General features: G+C 69.7%; 15 protein-coding genes. 7 read left to right on the forward strand and 8 right to left on the reverse strand.

Translation table 11 applies throughout. The features are described from left to right. The first annotated feature begins 137 nt into the window (after positions 1-137). The 5 genes from DEIGR_RS10780 (at position 138) to DEIGR_RS10800 (ending at position 5,423) form a co-directional block, all read left to right on the forward strand. A complete protein-coding gene (locus tag DEIGR_RS10780; protein WP_058977152.1) occupies positions 138-1,151 on the forward strand; it encodes a branched-chain amino acid ABC transporter permease in 1,014 nt (337 codons plus the stop codon). Continuing rightward, positions 1,148-2,770, forward strand: coding sequence for an ABC transporter permease subunit (locus DEIGR_RS10785; protein ID WP_058977154.1), 1,623 nt, complete (start codon positions 1,148-1,150; stop codon positions 2,768-2,770). Before DEIGR_RS10780 ends, DEIGR_RS10785 begins: the two co-directional genes overlap by 4 nt. Beyond that, complete coding sequence (locus DEIGR_RS10790) at positions 2,767-3,576, forward strand: ABC transporter ATP-binding protein (RefSeq protein WP_153013707.1); 810 nt, start codon at positions 2,767-2,769, stop codon at positions 3,574-3,576. Before DEIGR_RS10785 ends, DEIGR_RS10790 begins: the two co-directional genes overlap by 4 nt. Beyond that, positions 3,569-4,291, forward strand: coding sequence for an ABC transporter ATP-binding protein (locus DEIGR_RS10795; protein ID WP_153013708.1), 723 nt, complete (start codon positions 3,569-3,571; stop codon positions 4,289-4,291). The genes DEIGR_RS10790 and DEIGR_RS10795 overlap by 8 nt, the downstream gene beginning before the upstream one ends. Before the next feature lie 157 nt (positions 4,292-4,448). Beyond that, entirely contained in the window at positions 4,449-5,423 is a 975-nt protein-coding gene (locus DEIGR_RS10800) for a lipocalin family protein (protein WP_058977158.1), read from the forward strand. A 41-nt stretch (positions 5,424-5,464) separates the two neighbouring features. On the opposite strand, the gene DEIGR_RS10805 is transcribed toward DEIGR_RS10800, so the two are convergent. Beyond that, positions 5,465-6,136 carry a hypothetical protein gene (locus DEIGR_RS10805; protein ID WP_058977160.1) on the reverse strand — a complete coding sequence of 224 codons (672 nt, stop codon included), beginning with the start codon at positions 6,134-6,136 and terminating at the stop codon, positions 5,465-5,467. 186 nt (positions 6,137-6,322) lie between these two features. Here DEIGR_RS10805 and clpB point away from each other — a divergent pair, with 186 nt between their 5' ends. After that, positions 6,323-8,881, forward strand: a complete 2,559-nt coding sequence (clpB, locus tag DEIGR_RS10810) for an ATP-dependent chaperone ClpB (protein WP_058977162.1) — start codon at positions 6,323-6,325, stop codon at positions 8,879-8,881. A gap of 60 nt (positions 8,882-8,941) precedes the next feature. Here the strand turns inward: clpB and DEIGR_RS10815 are convergent, their stop codons facing one another. Further along, positions 8,942-10,162: an MFS transporter gene (locus tag DEIGR_RS10815; protein WP_058977164.1), complete on the reverse strand. Its 1,221-nt coding sequence runs from the start codon at positions 10,160-10,162 to the stop codon at positions 8,942-8,944. Positions 10,163-10,233: 71 nt separating this feature from the next. Between DEIGR_RS10815 and DEIGR_RS10820 the strand changes: the two genes are divergently transcribed. Continuing rightward, on the forward strand, positions 10,234-11,118 hold the full coding sequence (locus DEIGR_RS10820) for a LysR family transcriptional regulator (RefSeq protein WP_058977166.1): 885 nt from the start codon (positions 10,234-10,236) through the stop codon (positions 11,116-11,118). Between the two features lie 35 nt (positions 11,119-11,153). Here DEIGR_RS10820 and DEIGR_RS10825 read toward each other — a convergent pair whose 3' ends face one another. The 6 genes from DEIGR_RS10825 to DEIGR_RS10850 form a co-directional block, all read right to left on the reverse strand. Then, on the reverse strand, positions 11,154-11,660 hold the full coding sequence (locus DEIGR_RS10825; RefSeq protein WP_058977168.1) for an SRPBCC family protein: 507 nt from the start codon (positions 11,658-11,660) through the stop codon (positions 11,154-11,156). After that, positions 11,657-12,010: an ArsR/SmtB family transcription factor gene (locus DEIGR_RS10830; RefSeq protein ID WP_236704724.1), complete on the reverse strand. Its 354-nt coding sequence runs from the start codon at positions 12,008-12,010 to the stop codon at positions 11,657-11,659. The genes DEIGR_RS10825 and DEIGR_RS10830 overlap by 4 nt, the downstream gene beginning before the upstream one ends. Before the next feature lie 225 nt (positions 12,011-12,235). After that, positions 12,236-13,165 (reverse strand): cation diffusion facilitator family transporter, encoded by a 930-nt coding sequence (locus tag DEIGR_RS10835; protein WP_058977173.1) that lies wholly within the window; start codon positions 13,163-13,165, stop codon positions 12,236-12,238. A gap of 125 nt (positions 13,166-13,290) precedes the next feature. Then, on the reverse strand, positions 13,291-13,809 hold the full coding sequence (locus DEIGR_RS10840) for a PH domain-containing protein (RefSeq protein ID WP_058977174.1): 519 nt from the start codon (positions 13,807-13,809) through the stop codon (positions 13,291-13,293). Positions 13,810-13,813: 4 nt separating this feature from the next. Continuing rightward, on the reverse strand, positions 13,814-15,193 hold the full coding sequence (gene radA, locus DEIGR_RS10845) for a DNA repair protein RadA (RefSeq protein ID WP_058977176.1): 1,380 nt from the start codon (positions 15,191-15,193) through the stop codon (positions 13,814-13,816). After that, entirely contained in the window at positions 15,186-15,467 is a 282-nt protein-coding gene (locus tag DEIGR_RS10850; RefSeq protein ID WP_058977178.1) for a DUF2087 domain-containing protein, read from the reverse strand. The genes radA and DEIGR_RS10850 overlap by 8 nt, the downstream gene beginning before the upstream one ends. Positions 15,468-15,579: the final 112 nt, after the last annotated feature.

Below are 15,579 nucleotides of genomic sequence, written 5' to 3' on the forward strand. Positions count from 1 at the left end.
CCTTGCACAGCTAGACCATCACGGGCACGACCCGTGACGTCCACCCCCCGTATTTCCGCCTCCTGCGGCGCTGCCCCACCCCCGCCCCGTCTCTGCCGGGATCTGCGCCCCCACCCCACGAAAGGAGTTGAGCTGCCTTGGAACTGTCCACTCTGCTGCCCTTCCTGGCGAACGTGATCGTCGGCGGGCTCGTGCTGGGCTTCGTGTACGCCATCATCGCCCTGGGTTACACCATGGTGTACGGCGTGCTCCAGCTCATCAACTTCGCGCACAGCGAAGTGTTCGTCACCGGAGCCGTCGTCGGCTTCGAAGTCTTCCGCGTCCTGGCCCCCGTGAACATGAACGGGTACCTGAAACTCCTGATCGCGCTGCTGGCCGCCATGACCATCTCGGGCCTGCTGAACGTGATCATCGAACGTCTCGCCTACCGCCCCCTGCGCGGCGCGCCGAAACTGGTGCCGCTGATCACCGCCATCGGCGTGTCCCTGATCCTCCAGGACGTCCTGCGCGTCATCGAGGGCTTCCAGGGCCGCTTCGACCTGACGTACACCCTGCCCACCGGGTTCTCCTCGGCGTTCTGCGGCCCCGAGAGCAGCTGCGCGCCCCTCGGGAAGTTCCTGACCGGCATCGGCGTGAGCCTGCAACTCAAGGACGTCATCCTGATCGTCGTGTCGCTGCTGAGCCTCGCGGTGCTGAACTACATCGTGAACCGCACCCGCATGGGCAAGGCCATCCGCGCCGTCGCGCAGGACCGCGTGACCGCCGGACTGATGGGCATCGACGGCAACCGCATGATCAGCGCCACCTTCCTGATCGGCGGGGCGCTGGGCGGCATCAGCGGCGTGCTGTTCGGCATGAAGTTCGGCACGGTCAACGCCTACAGCGGCTTCATTCCCGGCGTGACCGCCTTCACGGCCGCCGTGCTGGGCGGTATCGGCTCGATTCCCGGCGCGGTGCTGGGCGGCCTGCTGCTGGGCGTGCTGGAGAAACTGATCGGCGTGTCCAACGTGTTCGGTGAACTGCTGGGCATCAAGAATCTCGCCGTGATCGACGACTCGTACAGCAAACTGGGTGCGTTCATCGCGCTGGTGCTGATCCTGATCTTCAAACCCACCGGTCTGCTCGGCAAGAGCAACGTGGAGAAAGTATGACCGCCGCCCTCAAGTCTCCCAAAGTCACGCCGGACCGCACGATCCTGCTGGTGCTGTTCTTCATCGTGACCAGCGCGTTCCTGCTCGTCTCGCACAACGGCGACCTGCTGGGCCAGATGGGCCCGGTCGGCACCGCGCTGAAAAACCCCATCGTGGAAGCCCTGATGGTCAGCCTGTTCCTGGCGAACATCCTCTTCGCGTACCTGTGGAAGGCCGCGCCGTGGGCCCGCGCCCTGGTGGGCGCCGGCAGCCTGCTATTCGTCCTGCCCGCCGCGGGCCGCGAGGACACCAGCCTGCTCGACCTGAGCATCCAGATCATGATCTTCGCCGCGCTGGCACTCGGCCTGAACATCGTGGTGGGCCTCGCGGGCCTGCTCGACCTGGGCTACGTGGCCTTCTTCGCGGTCGGCGCGTACACCTGGGGCATCGTGGGCAGCCCGCGCTTCGCGGAGATCCTGAAGTACTTCGGGGAGAACCCGGGCGGCACGAACGCCGGCACACTCGCCATCGGGCTGGTGCTGACCGCCGTGACGGCCGCGAGCATGCTGTACATCAGCCGCCTGACCGCCCGCACCGCCCCGACCGCCGCGACCACCTGGAGCTTCCGTCTGGCCAGCGTCGGCGTGGTGGCGGGCGTCATCCTGACCGTGCGCGCCCTACTGGTGCTGCTCGCGCCGCAGGCGGACGGTCTGGCGAACGGCCTGAACGCCGGGTTCTTCTGGCTGTTCCTGGCGCTGAGCATCTTCGCCGCGGCCGCCGTGGGCGTCCTGATCGGTCTGCCCGTGCTGAAACTCAAGGGCGACTACCTGGCGATCATCACGCTGGGCCTCGGCGAAGTGATCCGCGTGCTGGCGAACAACCTCGACCTGTACTCGGCGGGCTCGCAGGGCATCACGCCCATCAAGAGCGCCTCGGTGCCGTGGTTCGACGCGGCGGCGGGCGCCCTGGGCTTCGCACCGGACCAGTACTACCTGCTGTTCCTGTACGCCCTGGTGCTCGTCATGATCGGCCTGATCCTGACCGTGAACGTCCGCCTGGACAGGAGCCGTATCGGCCGCGCGTGGATCGCCATCCGTGACGACGAGGTCGCCGCGCAGGCCATGGGCGTGCCGCTGATGCAGACCAAGCTGATCGCCTTCGCGACCGGCGCGAGCTTCGCCGGGGTCATGGGCATGATCTTCGCCGCGAAGCAGCAGTTCATCAGCCCCGAGAGCTTCGTGCTGAACCAGAGCATCGCGATCCTGTCCATGGTCATCCTGGGCGGCATGGGGTCCTTCCCCGGCGTGATCCTGGGCGCGGCGGTCGTGACCCTGCTGAACCTGCGCATCCTGCCCGGCCTGGGCGAGGCGACCGCGAACATCTCCTGGATTCCGCAGCAGGCCAACCCCGGCCAGCTGCAGCGCCTGATCTTCGGCGCGATCCTGGTCGCCATGATGCTCCTGCGGCCCGAGGGCCTGCTGCCCAACCGCAGGCGACAGCTGGAACTGCACCACGACGACAACCAGGAAGACGAGAGTGCCCAGGGCAACGCGGGCGCGCTCGGCACAGCCACGGGCGACGTGTACAGCGCCGGGTACGCCCCGGCCAAGGAAGACGACAAGGCAGGGGGCAGCAGGTGAGCGGCAACATCCTCGAAGTGGCGGGCGTCACGAAGGTCTTCGGCGGTCTGACGGCCGTGAACGACGTGACCATGAGCATCCCCGAACGCAGCATCGTCAGCGTGATCGGCCCGAACGGCGCCGGGAAGACCACCTTCTTCAACATGATCACCGGCATCTACGAACCCACCAGGGGCACCATCCGCCTGGCCGGGCGTGAACTCGTGGGCCTGCGGCCCGATCAGGTGACGGAAGCCGGGATCGCGCGCACATTCCAGAACATCCGCCTGTTCTCCACCATGACCAGCGAGGAGAACATCATGGTGGGCCGCCACAGCCGCCTGAAGAGCGGCTTCCTGGACGCCGTGCTGCGCACCAAGAAATTCCATGACGGCGAGCAGGAGGCCCGGGACGCCGCGCGGATCATGCTGGACTTCGTGGGCCTGGGCAAGTGGCGGAGCGAACTGGCCACCAACCTCCCGTACGGGGATCAGCGCAAGCTGGAGATCGCCCGCGCGCTGGCGACCACGCCGAAACTGATCCTGCTGGACGAACCGGCCGCCGGGATGAACCCCCGCGAGACCGAGGACCTCAAGGCCCTGATCCGCCGCGTGCGTGACGAGCTGGGCGTGACGGTGTGCCTGATCGAGCACGACATGCGCCTCGTGATGACCCTGTCCGAGCACATCACCGTGCTGGATTACGGCACGAAGATCGCCGAGGGGAAACCGCATCAGGTGCGGAACGACCCGCGCGTGATGGAAGCGTACCTGGGCCGCGGCGCCGCCGCCGGCGACTACGGGAAGGAAGAACGCCCCCATGCCTAAGCCCATGCTGGAACTCGACAATGTCCACACGTACTACGACCACATCCACGCCCTGAAGGGCATCAGCATGACCGTCAACGAGGGTGAGATCGTCGCCCTGATCGGCGGGAACGGCGCCGGGAAGACCACCACGCTGCGCACCATCAGCGGCATGATGAAACCCCGCACCGGCAGCATGACCTTCGAGGGGCAGACCATCGCCGGGATTCCCGCGCACCACATCATGCAGAAGGGCATCAGCCACGTGCCCGAGGGCCGCCGGATCTTCAAGGACATGACCGTCCGCGAGAACCTCGACGTGGGCGCGTACACCGTCACCGACCGCGCGCTGATCGAGAGCCGCATCCAGGAGGGCTTCGGGTTCTTCCCGCGCCTGAAGGAACGCGAGCATCAGCTGGGCGGCACGATGTCCGGCGGAGAGCAGCAGATGCTCGCCATCGCCCGCGCGCTGATGGTCGCGCCGAGACTCCTGCTGCTGGATGAACCCAGCATGGGCCTGTCCCCGCTGTTCGTTGAGGCCATCTTCGACATCATCGTGAAGCTGAACAGGGAGCGCGGCACGACCGTGCTGCTGGTCGAGCAGAACGCGAACATGGCCCTGCAGATCGCGCACCGCGCGTACGTGCTGCAGACCGGCGAGATCAAACTCTCCGGGAACGCCGCCGATATCGCGCAGGACGAGAGCGTCCGCAAGGCGTACCTCGGCGACGAGTAACCCCGCGCTCCACGGGCCGACCCTCCGGGAGACTGGGGGGTCGGTTCGTTGTTCGGGAGGCGGTGGGGAGTGGGAAGGAGGCAGTGGTGTTCGCGTCCATCCGCCATCCGCCATCTGCGGCATCAGGTGAACGCCCGGTCGGTTAGGCTGGGTGCCGATGCGTCTCAAGGTCATTCCGGTGCTGGCGGCCCTCCTCCTGAGCGGTTGCGCGCCGGTGCAGACGGTCGTGAACCCGGCCCAGCTGCCTCCTGCCACGGATTTCGGGGCGCATGCGAATCCGATGGAGTGGTGGTACGTGAGCGCGTACCTGCCCGCGGAGGGGCTGGCGCTGCACTGGGCGCAGTTCCGGGTGCAGGACAGCCGCGTGCCGGTGCCACTGATGATCTCGCACGTGGCGGTCACGGACCTGCGCACGGGGCAGCTGACGTTCCTGGAGCAGACCGCCGGGTCGGGCGAGGTGGCCTCTCCCCCACTGCGGGTGCGGCAGGGCGCGTGGACGCTGACGCAGGCGGGGCCGGAGCCGACCGCGCCGCTGAGCCTGAAGGCCGGGCCGCTGGACCTGACGCTGACCCCGGTGAAGGGGCCGGTGCTGCACCCGCCGGGGTTCAGCGGCAGCGCCGATACGGGCGTGCTGTTCTACCAGGGGATCACGCGGCTGGACCTGGCGGGCACCGTGAACGGGCGCGCGGTGAGGGGGCAGGCGTGGCTGGATCACCAGTGGGGCAACCAGATTCCGGGCCGGTCGGCGCTGTGGGACTGGTTCAGCGTGCACCTGGACGGTGGGCGGGACCTGATGGTGTACCGCGTGCGCCGCCCGGACGGATCGGTGGCGCAGCTGATCGGCAGCGTGGTGGAACCGGACGGGCGCGTGCGGGCCGTCTCGGGCCTGCGCGCCGAGCCGGGCGAGGTGTGGACCAGCCCCACCGGGCGGCCCTACACGCTGGGCTGGCGGCTGGTGTCGGACGAGTTCGACCTGAGCGTGCGGGCGGTGCGGCGTGAGCAGGAGCTCCTGAGCCGCTCCACCCGGATCGCGTACTGGGAGGGACCCATCGAGGTGACGGGCACGTGGGCCGCCGCGCCCGCTGCGGGGACCGGCATGATGGAACTCGTCAGCGGGACGTGGTCCCCGTGAGGTTCATCGGGGCGTTCGGCTTCCGTCCACGCGGGCGGAGTTCACTTCTTGCAGGTGAGGTTCACGCGGAAGCTGGGGTCCTTGACATAGTTGACGGTCTTGTACAGGGTGCTGCCGCCGCGACGCAGAGCCGTGACGTCCACCGGGACGATCAGTTTGACCGGTGGGTTGGCCTGGAGCTGCTCGTTGGTGGGCGTGCCGCCCTGCCAGGAGAACGGGAGGTCCATGACGAGGCCCGCGCCGGGTGGCAGGTCGGTGCCGGTCCTGAACGCGGAGGCGATGCCGCTCAGGCCGAGTTCCTTGGTGGTGCCGTCTTTCAGGGCGAGGCTGACGCCCTTCTCGATGCCGGTATTGGACAGGTTCAGGAGCTGCTTGCCGCCGTTGCGGAATTCGGTGGTGACGACCCAGCCGTAGGAGTTGCCGTTCCCGGCATCCGGGACGTACTTGACGGCGGTGACGCGCAGGCGCCAGGTGCCGTTGAACAGCCATTCGTTCAGGCAGCCTTCCGCCGCGCCGAGCTGGATGCTGCCGCCCGCGGCGGTCAGGGCCTTCTGCAGCTGATCCAGGGCGACGTAGGTGCGGCCGCCGACCTTGACGGTGTCGAGGGTGGTGGGCTGACCGCCGATGGTGAGGGTAGTCTTCTGCGCGGAGGCAGTACTGACGGCCGCAAGGGTCAGGGTGGCGAGGAGCAGCGTGCTGAGGGTGCGGGTCATGGTCGGTCCTCCTGTGTGGTGCTGGGCTGAGGGGAGTGTGCGCCGGGGGGCGTTGCAGGGGCGTTGCGTGCGGGACGGGAGCCACAGCACCATTCTTAAGCCGCAATAAACTTGACATGACCGCACTCAAGTTTCAGAATGGTGGGAGATTGAACTCCACGATCCTCACCCCACGGAGGCCCACCCTTGAACCCTGAACGCTTCACCGAAGCCACCACCCAGGCCGTGCAGCAGGCGCAGACGCTCGCGCAGCAGAGCGGGCACCAGAACCTCACCCCCACGCACCTGCTGCGCACCCTGACCGACAACGACACCGCCGCGCGCGCCCTGACCCTGGCGGGTGGCGACCTGACGGGGGTTCGCGCCGCACTGGACGCCGAACTGGCCAAGCTGCCGCGCGTGCAGGGCGGCGAGGGTCAGCTGTACCTCGACCCCGCGCTGGCCCGCGCCTTTCAGAAGGCCGACACGCTGGCCGGGCAGCTGGGCGACTCGTTCGTGGCGGCCGACGCCCTCCTGCTCGCTCTGCGCGGCGAGTACCGCGGCAAGGGGCTGCCCACCGAAATCGACCTGAACCGCGCCGTGAACGAGCAGCGCAAAGGAAAGACCGTGACGACCAAGACCAGTGAACAGCAGTTCGACGCCCTCGCCAAGTACGGCACCGACCTCACGCAGCGCGCCCGCGACGGCAAGTTCGACCCCGTCATCGGCCGCGACGAGGAGATCCGCCGCGCCATGCAGATCCTCCTGCGCCGCACGAAGAACAACCCCGTGCTGATCGGCGAACCCGGCGTGGGCAAGACCGCCATCGCCGAGGGGCTCGCGATCCGCATCGTGAAGGGCGACGTGCCCGACGGGCTGAAGAACAAGCGCATCGTCAGCCTGGAGATGGGCAGCCTGCTGGCGGGCGCGAAGTTCCGCGGGGAGTTCGAGGAACGCCTCAAGGGCGTCATCGACGAGGTGATCGGCTCGGCGGGCGAGGTCATCCTGTTCGTGGACGAGATCCACACCATCGTCGGCGCGGGCAAGACCGAGGGCAGCCCCGACGCGGGCAACATGCTCAAACCCGCCCTGGCACGCGGTGAACTGCACCTGATCGGCGCGACGACCCTCAGCGAGTACCGCGAGATCGAGAAGGACCCCGCCCTGGAACGCCGTTTCCAGCCGGTGTTCGTGGACGAACCCAGCGTGGAGGACACCATCTCGATCCTGCGCGGCATCAAGGAGCGCTATCAGGTGCACCACAACGTGGAGATCACCGACCCGGCCCTGGTCGCCGCTGCGCAGCTCTCGCACCGCTACATCACGGACCGGCAGCTGCCGGACAAGGCCATCGACCTGATCGACGAGTCCGCCGCCCGGCTGCGCATGGCGCTGGAGTCGAGCCCCGAGCGCATCGACCAGCTCGAACGCCGCAAGCTCCAGCTGGAGATCGAACGCGAGGCTCTGAAGCGGGAGAAGGATCAGGACAGCCAGAACCGCCTGCTGGACATCGAGGGTGCCCTGAAGGGCATCACCGACGAGCTGGCCGACGTCCGCGCCCGCTGGGAGGGCGAGCGTCACGAGGTCGCCGCGCTGCGCGAGAAACGCGAATCGCTGGATCAGGTGCGCACCGACATCGAGAAGGCCAAGCGCGACTACGACCTGCAACGCGCCGCCGAACTGGAGTACGGCCGCCTGCCGCAGCTGGAAAAAGAGGTGCAGGAGCTGGAGCGCAAGCTCAAGGGCGCCGAGTTCGCGCACACCCAGGTGACCGAGGAGGACATCGCGTCCGTCGTGAGCCGCTGGACCGGGATTCCCGTGAACAAGCTGATGGAAGGTGAACGCGAGAAGCTCCTGAAGCTGGAAGAGCAGCTGCATGGGCGCGTGATCGGGCAGGACCGCGCCATCGTGAGCGTCGCGGACGCCATCCGCCGCAGCCGCGCGGGGCTGAGCGACCCGAACCGCCCGCTGGGCAGCTTCATGTTCCTCGGGCCGACCGGCGTGGGTAAAACCGAGCTGGCCAAGGCCCTCGCGGAGTTCCTGTTCGACAGTCAGGACGCCATGGTCCGCATCGACATGAGCGAGTACATGGAAAAGCACACCGTCGCCCGCCTGATCGGCGCGCCTCCCGGCTACGTCGGCTTCGAGGAGGGTGGCCAGCTGACCGAGGCCGTCCGCCGCCGCCCCTACGCCGTGCTGCTGTTCGACGAGATCGAGAAGGCCCACCCGGACGTGTTCAACGTGCTGCTGCAGGTCCTTGACGACGGCCGCCTGACCGACGGGCAGGGCCGCACCGTGGACTTCCGCAACACCCTAATCATCCTGACGAGCAACATCGGCAGTCCCTTGATCCTGGAGATGCAGCACCGCGGCGAGGACGCCAGCGAGATCCGCGACGCCGTCATGGGCGAATTGCAGGGCCACTTCCGCCCGGAATTCCTGAACCGCGTGGACGACATCATCGTGTTCGACGCGCTGACCGCCGCCGACCTCCACCGCATCGTGGATATCCAGATGCGCGGCCTGATCCGCCGCCTCGCCGAACGCCGCGTCAGCCTGCACCTGACCGGCGCCGCGAAGGACCGACTGGCGCAGATCGGGTACGACCCGGCCTTCGGCGCCCGCCCCCTCAAGCGCGCCATCAGCCGCGAGATCGAGACACCCCTGGCCCGCGAGATCCTCCAGGGGAACGTGCCCGACAGCAGCAGCCTGACCGTCGACTACAACGGCACGAACTTCACCTTCCAGACCGGCGCGCTGAACTGAACACAGCACGCTGGAGGGGCCGGGTCACGCAGACCCGGCCCCTCTTCCCTGTCGTGGTGGTCAGCGGCGGGGGATCTGCCGGGTGAGGGTCAGGCCCAGGCCGAGCAGGGCCGCGCACAGGGCGACGAGGAGCGGCCAGCCTCCGGCGGCCCAGGCGAGTCCGCCGAGGACGCCGATGACGCTGCTGCCGGCGTAGTAGGCGAGGAGGTACAGGGCGCTGGCGTGGCCCTTGTCGCGCCGGGCGAGCTGGCCGACGCTGCTGCTGGCGACGGCGTGCGTGATGAAGAAGCCGACGGTGATCAGCGTGATGCCCAGGATGATCACGGGCAGGGGGGGCAGGAGCGTCAGGGCGAGTCCGGCGCTGCTGATGGTCAGCCCAGTGGTCAGCAGGGGGCGGCGGCCCCGGCGGTCGGCCGTGCGTCCGCCCCAGCCGGAGGCGGCGGAGCCGAGCAGGTACGTCAGGAAGATCAGGCTGATCGCGGCGGCGCTCAGGGCGTAGGGCGGGGCGTGCAGGCGGAAGCCGAGGTAGTTGAACGCGGCGACCATGACGCCCAGGTTCAGGAACCCCAGGGTGAACAGGGCGCCCAGGCCGGGGGTGCGCAGGTGAGCGGCCCAGCGGCGCAGGTGCTCTTGGGCGGGCGCGGCGGGGCGCGGCTGGAAACCGCGTGAGGGGGGAAGCAGCAGAGCGAATCCGGCGGCGCTGAGCAGGCCCGCGCCGGCCATGACGAGCAGTGCGGCGTGCCAGGAGGTGACGTCACCCAGCAGGCCGATGCAGACGCGGCCCATCATGCCGCCGAACGCGGTGCCGCCCACGTACTGCCCCATGGCGGCGCCCAGGTCGCGGGGGTGGATTTCCTCGGCGAGGTACGCCATGGCGACGGCGGGCACCCCGCCGAGGGCGAGGCCTTCCAGGGCGCGGCACAGGAGCAGCAGGGTCCAGGTGGGGGCCAGCGCGGCCAGTCCGTTCAGGAGCGCGGCGGCGAGCAGGGAGGTCAGCATGACGCGGCGGCGGCTGAAGGAGTCCGCGACGGCACTCATGATCAGGATGGACAGGGCGAGCGCGCCGGTCGTCAGGGACATGCTCAGGGCACTCTGGGCGGGCGTGACGTGGAACGCGCGGGTGAATTCGGTCAGCAGGGGCTGCACGCAGTACACCAGTGAGAACGCGCTGAAGCCCGTCAGGAACAGCGCCGCGCCGATCCGGCGGTACTCGGGCGTGCCGCGCCGCACCGGCTCGCCCGTCAGGGTCGGGGCGGGGTGGGCGGGGCTCAGGACGGTCATGCCCCCGACTGTAGGCTCCGCCCGGTCAGACGTCTAATACGCGCGGCTGGGCATGGCCATATGCTGCGCGTATGGAGTTGCGGCAGGTGCGGTACTTCCTGACGGTCGCGGAGGAGGGAAACGTGACGCGGGCCGCCGCGCGGCTGGGCATGGCGCAGCCGCCCCTGAGTGGGCAGATCCGCGCGCTGGAACGCGAACTGGGCGCGGCGCTGTTTCACCGGACGCCCCGCGGCGTGGAGCTGACCGAGGCGGGCCGCGCTTTCCAGGCCGAGGTGGCGGGCATTCCCGCGCAGCTGGACCGCGCCGCCGTCGAGACCGGGCGGGCCGCGCGGGGCGAGACGGGCGCGCTGCGGGTGGGCTTCACGGGCGCGGCGGGGATCGACCCGGCGGTGCAGGACGTGATCCGCGCGTTCCGGCGCACGTACCCGCAGGTCAGCCTGACCCTGACCGAGAAGAACACCGAGGCGCTCGTCGCGGACCTGCGCGCGCACGTGCTGGACGCGGCGTTCGTGCGCGCCACCCCGGACTACGCGCAGGAGTTCCGCGTGACCGAGGTGGCGTGCAGTGAACTGGTCGCGGTGCTCCCCGAGGATCACCCGGCGGCGAACGCCGACCGCATTGCGCTGGAGGCGCTGCGGGACGATCCGTTCATCCTCACGCCGCGCGCGGTGGGTCCGGCGCTGCATGACGCGGTGCTGGCCGCGTGCCGCGCGGCGGGGTTCGAGGCGCGGCCCGGGCAGACCGCCCCGCAGATGATGTCGGTGGTCAGTCTGGTGGCGGCGGGCCTGGGCGTGTCGCTGGTGCCGGCCGCGATGCGGCACCTGCACCTGCGCGGCTGCGTGTACCGCGACCTGCTGGGCGGGGGGCCGCGCGTGACGCTGTCCCTGGCGTCGCAGCGGGTGGAGCGGTCGGTGATCGTCCGGAACTTCCTGGCCCTCGCCGCGCCCGGGGCGTGACGGTCGGGCCAGATCCGGTCAGGAGAGGTGTCTGGTCAGGAGAGGTGTTCGGCGAGGCGGTCCCACGTCTCGCTGATGCCCTGCAGCATCCCCATGTCCATGACGGCCTGCAGGTCCTCCGGGCGGACGTACGTGGAGCGGCTGGTGACGCGCGTGCCGCCGGGAACGGCCTCGAAGGTCAGGTCGGCCAGCGTGGCGGGCATCTGGTCGTTGATGGCGCCGTGCTCGTCGCTGAAGTGGTCGGTGTAGGTCAGGCGGGTGGGAGCCTCGATGCGCTCGTACACGCCCAGGCCCCAGCTGTTCATGCCGTGGAAGTCGCCCTGTGCGGGGTCGGTGCAGGTCATGCAGTAGTGCCAGCGGCCGCCGGGGCGCAGGTCAACGGTGCAGTGCGTGAGGGTCCAGCCGCGCGGCCCCCACCAGTGCTTCAGGTGCTCGGCCTGCGTGAACGCCGCGAAGACGCGGTCAGGCGTGGCGGCGAAGGTGCGTTCCAGCACGAGGGTCCGTGCGTCTTCGATGCGGTGGTCGAGGGCAGCGTGCGTCATGGGGAACCTCCGGGTTCATCTGGGTCGGGTGCGGGGTCTTCGGGTGGGAGGGAGCGCAGGTAGTCGTCCAGCCGGTCCAGTCGCTCCTCCCAGAGGGGGCGGTAGCGGGTCAGCCACTCGTCGAGGTCACGAAAGGGCGTGGGGCGCAGGTGGGCGATGCGGCGGTTGGCCTGGGGTTCCATGTGGACCAGTCCGGCGTCCGTGAGGACGCGCAGGTGCTTGGACGTCTGCGGCTGGCGCAGGCCGAGCCGGTCGGCGATCTCGCCGACGCTGTGAGGCCGTTCGCGCAGTAGTTCGACGATCTGGAAGCGGTGCGGGTCGGCCAGGGCGGTGAAGGTGTGGTGGTTCAAGTGGCGCGTGACCTCCTTCTGGTGCATTCTGTTGTAGGCAGATTATGCCACCGACGGAATATTCCTGTCAAGGCATATAGGTGCTCACCAGGGCCGCCCGGGCGCGCGACCCAGTGTCCAAGTGTCCAAAGGTCAGAGAGTCTGAGAAAAAAGCAGTGTGGCTAGTCGCTCTCAGACCCTTTGACCTTTCGACTTCTTGACGCCCTGCCCCTCTCCCCCATTCGCTCAGGGGTGCAGCGCCGCCCCACCGGTCGCGTGGGCGTCCGGCCCTTCGATCTGCACGGTGCTGTGCGCGATGCCGAAGCGGGCGGCGACCTCCTCCACCTCGCGCAGGAGGGTGTCGCCTGCCGTCGGGGCGACCAGATGCGCCGTCAGGTTGTTCACGCCGCCCGTCACGCTCCAGACGTGCAGGTCGTGAACGTCGTCCACGCCGGGCAGGGCGCGCAGTTCGGCACGCAGGGCATTCAGGTCCAGGCCGCGCGGGACGCCCTCCAGCAGGACGTTCACGCTGGCGCGCAGCAGCGCCCAGGTGCGGGGCAGCACCCACAGGCCGATGCCCGCGCCGAGCAGCGGGTCCACCCACGTCCAGCCGGTGAAGCGGATCAGCAGCGCGCCGACGATCACGGCGACGCTGCCCAGCAGGTCCCCCATGACTTCCAGGTACGCCGAGCGCATGTTCAGGCTCTCGCCCTGCCCTCCGGCCAGGATGCGGGCGCTGATCAGGTTCACGATCAGGCCCAGCACCGCGACGATCAGCATGGGGGTGGCCTGCACCTCGACCGGCTGCGCGAAGCGGCGCGCGGCCTCGACCAGCACGTAGATCCCCACGGCGAACAGCGCCCCGGCGTTCAGGGCGGCGGCCAGCACCTCTGCCCGGCGGTACCCGAAGGTGCGCCGGGCGTCGGCGGGCCGCGCGCCCACCCGGAGGGCCAGCAGCGACAGGGCCAGCGCCGCCGCGTCGGTCAGCATGTGCCCTGCGTCGCTCAGCAGCGCCAGACTGCCGGACAGGACCGCGTACACGACCTCCACGATCAGGAACCCGCCCGTCAGCAGCAGGGCGAGGGTCAGCTGCCGCGCGTTCGCGTTCGCGCCGTGGTTGTGGTCGTGCCCGCCATAGCCCTGCCCGGCGTGCCCAGGCTCGTTGTGCCCGTGCATGTGGTCATGATCGTGCCCGGCGTGGTCGTGGTCGGCGGCCCCTCTCGTCATGCCCCGAGGGTCGCACCCACCGTCCCCCGGCAGGTGCGACCCCCATTCATGTGACGTGCACTCAGGAGTGCGGTTCAGTCCAGCACGGGCACGCCCCGCGCGGCGAGCGCCTGCGCGAAGGCGTCGGGGTCGGCAGGCGTCAGGTAGTACGGGGTACCGCCCCGCTCGACGATCAGGCCGCCGCGCGTATTGGACGCGATGGCCTGCACATTCTGGTACCCGGCCCCCGTGAAGGTGTAGGTCCCGGTGTGGTAGCCGGGCAGGCCCACCCCGCCCATCTTCAGGCCCAGCCCGCCGTCGGTGCGGCGCATGCGCAGTTCGCGGTACGGCCACTCGAAGGTGCCGGAGAAGCGGCTGACACGCAGGCCCGTGTCGGTCAGGGTGTACGAGAGCCGCCGGGGCAGCTGCACGAACAGGGCGGCCAGCCCCACACCCAGCAGGGTCAGGGCCACGCTGCCCGCCACCGGCAGGGGCTTCTCGGCGCTCTCGTCCGGGATCCAGGCAGTCACGATCAGGAGCAGGGGCGCCAGCCACACCAGCGCCCGGAACCAGACGGGCGAGGTGGGCGGCGCGACGAAAATTGGGGCAGTCATACCGTCAGGTACGTTCGGCAGCGGCGCGGGGTTTCCGGCCGGACGCCGGGGCGCCGCCCCAGACCTGCGCCACCGCCTCCTCGACGCTCTTCACGCCGTTGGGGTGGCCGTCCAGGCCGGGCGGGACGATCAGGCGGGTGTACCCGGCGCGGCGGGCCTCCTCGGCGCGGCGGATGGAGGCGACGGTGGAGCGCACCTCGCCCGCCAGGCCGACCTCGCCAAACACGGCGACGCTGTCCGGCAGGGCGCGGCCCACCACGGCGGAGTACACCGCCAGGGCCACCGCGAGGTCCAGGCCCGGATCGGGCACTTTCAGGCCGCCCGCGAGGTTCACGTACACGTCCAGGCCGCCCAGCGTCAGGTCCAGGCGGCGTTCCAGCACGGCCAGGACGACGTCCACGCGGCGGGCGTCGAGGCCCACCACGACCCGGCGGGCGTTCGGGTACGGCGTCTTGCTGGCGAGCGCCTGCACCTCCAGCAGCATGGGGCGCTGCCCGTCGATGGTGGCGGCGACGACGCTGCCGGGCACCCCGACGGGCCGCTCGGCCAGGAACGCCGCCGACGGGTTCTCCACGGCGATCAGGCCCTCGCCGCGCATCTCGAACACGCCGAGTTCACCGGCCTGCCCGAAGCGGTTCTTCACGCTGCGCAGCAGGCGGTACGACCCGACCGTCTCCAGGAAGACGGTGGTGTCCACGATGTGCTCCATGACTTTCGGCCCGGCGACCGTGCCATCCTTCGTGACGTGCCCCACGAGGACGGTGGCGGTCCCAGTCTCCTTCGCGGCGCGGGTCAGCAGGGCAGTGCCGTCGCGGACCTGCGCCACGCCGCCCGGCGCGCCGTCCCCCTCGACCGTCACGGTCTGGATGGAGTCCACGATGCACAGCGCGGGCTTATGCTCGGCCATCAGCGCCGCGACGTGTTCGGCGCGGGTGTCACGGGTCAGCTGGATCTCGGCCCGCACGCCCAGTCGGTCGGCGCGCAGGCGGATCTGCTCCAGGGATTCCTCGCCCGCCACGTACAGCACCGTGCCGCCCCCCGCCGCGACCTTGTCCGCGACCTGAAGCAGCAGGGTGCTCTTGCCGATGCCGGGCTCCCCGCCGATCAGCGTGACGCCCCCGGCGACCAGCCCGCCACCCAGCACCCGGTCGAGTTCCGGAATGCCGCTCGGGGTGCGGGGCTCCTCGCGGCGCCCGACCCCGGACAGCGGCGTGAGACGGCCGCCCGTGATGCCCCCGTACGCCCCGCCGCGCGCGGCGGTCGTGACGGCGGGCACCTCTTCCTCGAAGGAGTTCCACGCCTGGCAGTTCGGGCAGCGGCCCAGCGGTTTGGCGCTAGTGTACCCGCAGCTGCTGCAGACGTAGGTGGTGCGGGCTTTAGCCACGCGCGCCGGGGCGGCCGTCCGCCCGCCAGTAGGTCCCGTCCTGCGTGGCGAGGTAATCGCCGTCCACGAGTTCGGTCAGCAGGAAGCTGGGGTCTTCCAGGGTGCTGTGGTCGGCGAGGATCTGCTCGGCCTGCCCCTGGTCGTAGGACACGCCGGGTTCGAACAGCCCGGTCAGGTAGTCGAGGATGGCGAGCTGGTGCGCGCGGCGGCGGTCGCTGGGCCACCCGGTGATGCGGCCGTGTTCGTCCTGGAAATCGAGAATGCTCTTCGTCATCCCGCCATGCTACCGGACGCGCGGCCCACTGATGGTTCCCGGCGGCCGCATTGACGCGCCCGGCCCACGCAGGGAACGATGGACTCATACGGATTCCGTCTGTTTCGTTAAC

The sequence above is a fragment of the Deinococcus grandis genome, assembly GCF_001485435.1.
GTDB classification, from domain to species: Bacteria; Deinococcota; Deinococci; order Deinococcales; family Deinococcaceae; genus Deinococcus; species Deinococcus grandis.

What these genes read in the sequence shown, in the direction of transcription:
- DEIGR_RS10785 (WP_058977154.1), top strand. Translation starts at nt 1,148, where the DNA reads ATGACCGCCGCCCTCAAGTCTCCCAAAGTCACGCCGGACCGCACGATC.
- DEIGR_RS10795 (WP_153013708.1), top strand. Translation starts at nt 3,569, where the DNA reads ATGCCTAAGCCCATGCTGGAACTCGACAATGTCCACACGTACTACGAC.
- DEIGR_RS10800 (WP_058977158.1), top strand. Translation starts at nt 4,449, where the DNA reads ATGCGTCTCAAGGTCATTCCGGTGCTGGCGGCCCTCCTCCTGAGCGGT.
- DEIGR_RS10805 (WP_058977160.1), bottom strand. Translation starts at nt 6,136, where the DNA reads ATGACCCGCACCCTCAGCACGCTGCTCCTCGCCACCCTGACCCTTGCG.
- DEIGR_RS10815 (WP_058977164.1), bottom strand. Translation starts at nt 10,162, where the DNA reads ATGACCGTCCTGAGCCCCGCCCACCCCGCCCCGACCCTGACGGGCGAG.
- DEIGR_RS10820 (WP_058977166.1), top strand. Translation starts at nt 10,234, where the DNA reads ATGGAGTTGCGGCAGGTGCGGTACTTCCTGACGGTCGCGGAGGAGGGA.
- DEIGR_RS10825 (WP_058977168.1), bottom strand. Translation starts at nt 11,660, where the DNA reads ATGACGCACGCTGCCCTCGACCACCGCATCGAAGACGCACGGACCCTC.
- DEIGR_RS10835 (WP_058977173.1), bottom strand. Translation starts at nt 13,165, where the DNA reads ATGCACGGGCACAACGAGCCTGGGCACGCCGGGCAGGGCTATGGCGGG.
- DEIGR_RS10840 (WP_058977174.1), bottom strand. Translation starts at nt 13,809, where the DNA reads ATGACTGCCCCAATTTTCGTCGCGCCGCCCACCTCGCCCGTCTGGTTC.
- DEIGR_RS10850 (WP_058977178.1), bottom strand. Translation starts at nt 15,467, where the DNA reads ATGACGAAGAGCATTCTCGATTTCCAGGACGAACACGGCCGCATCACC.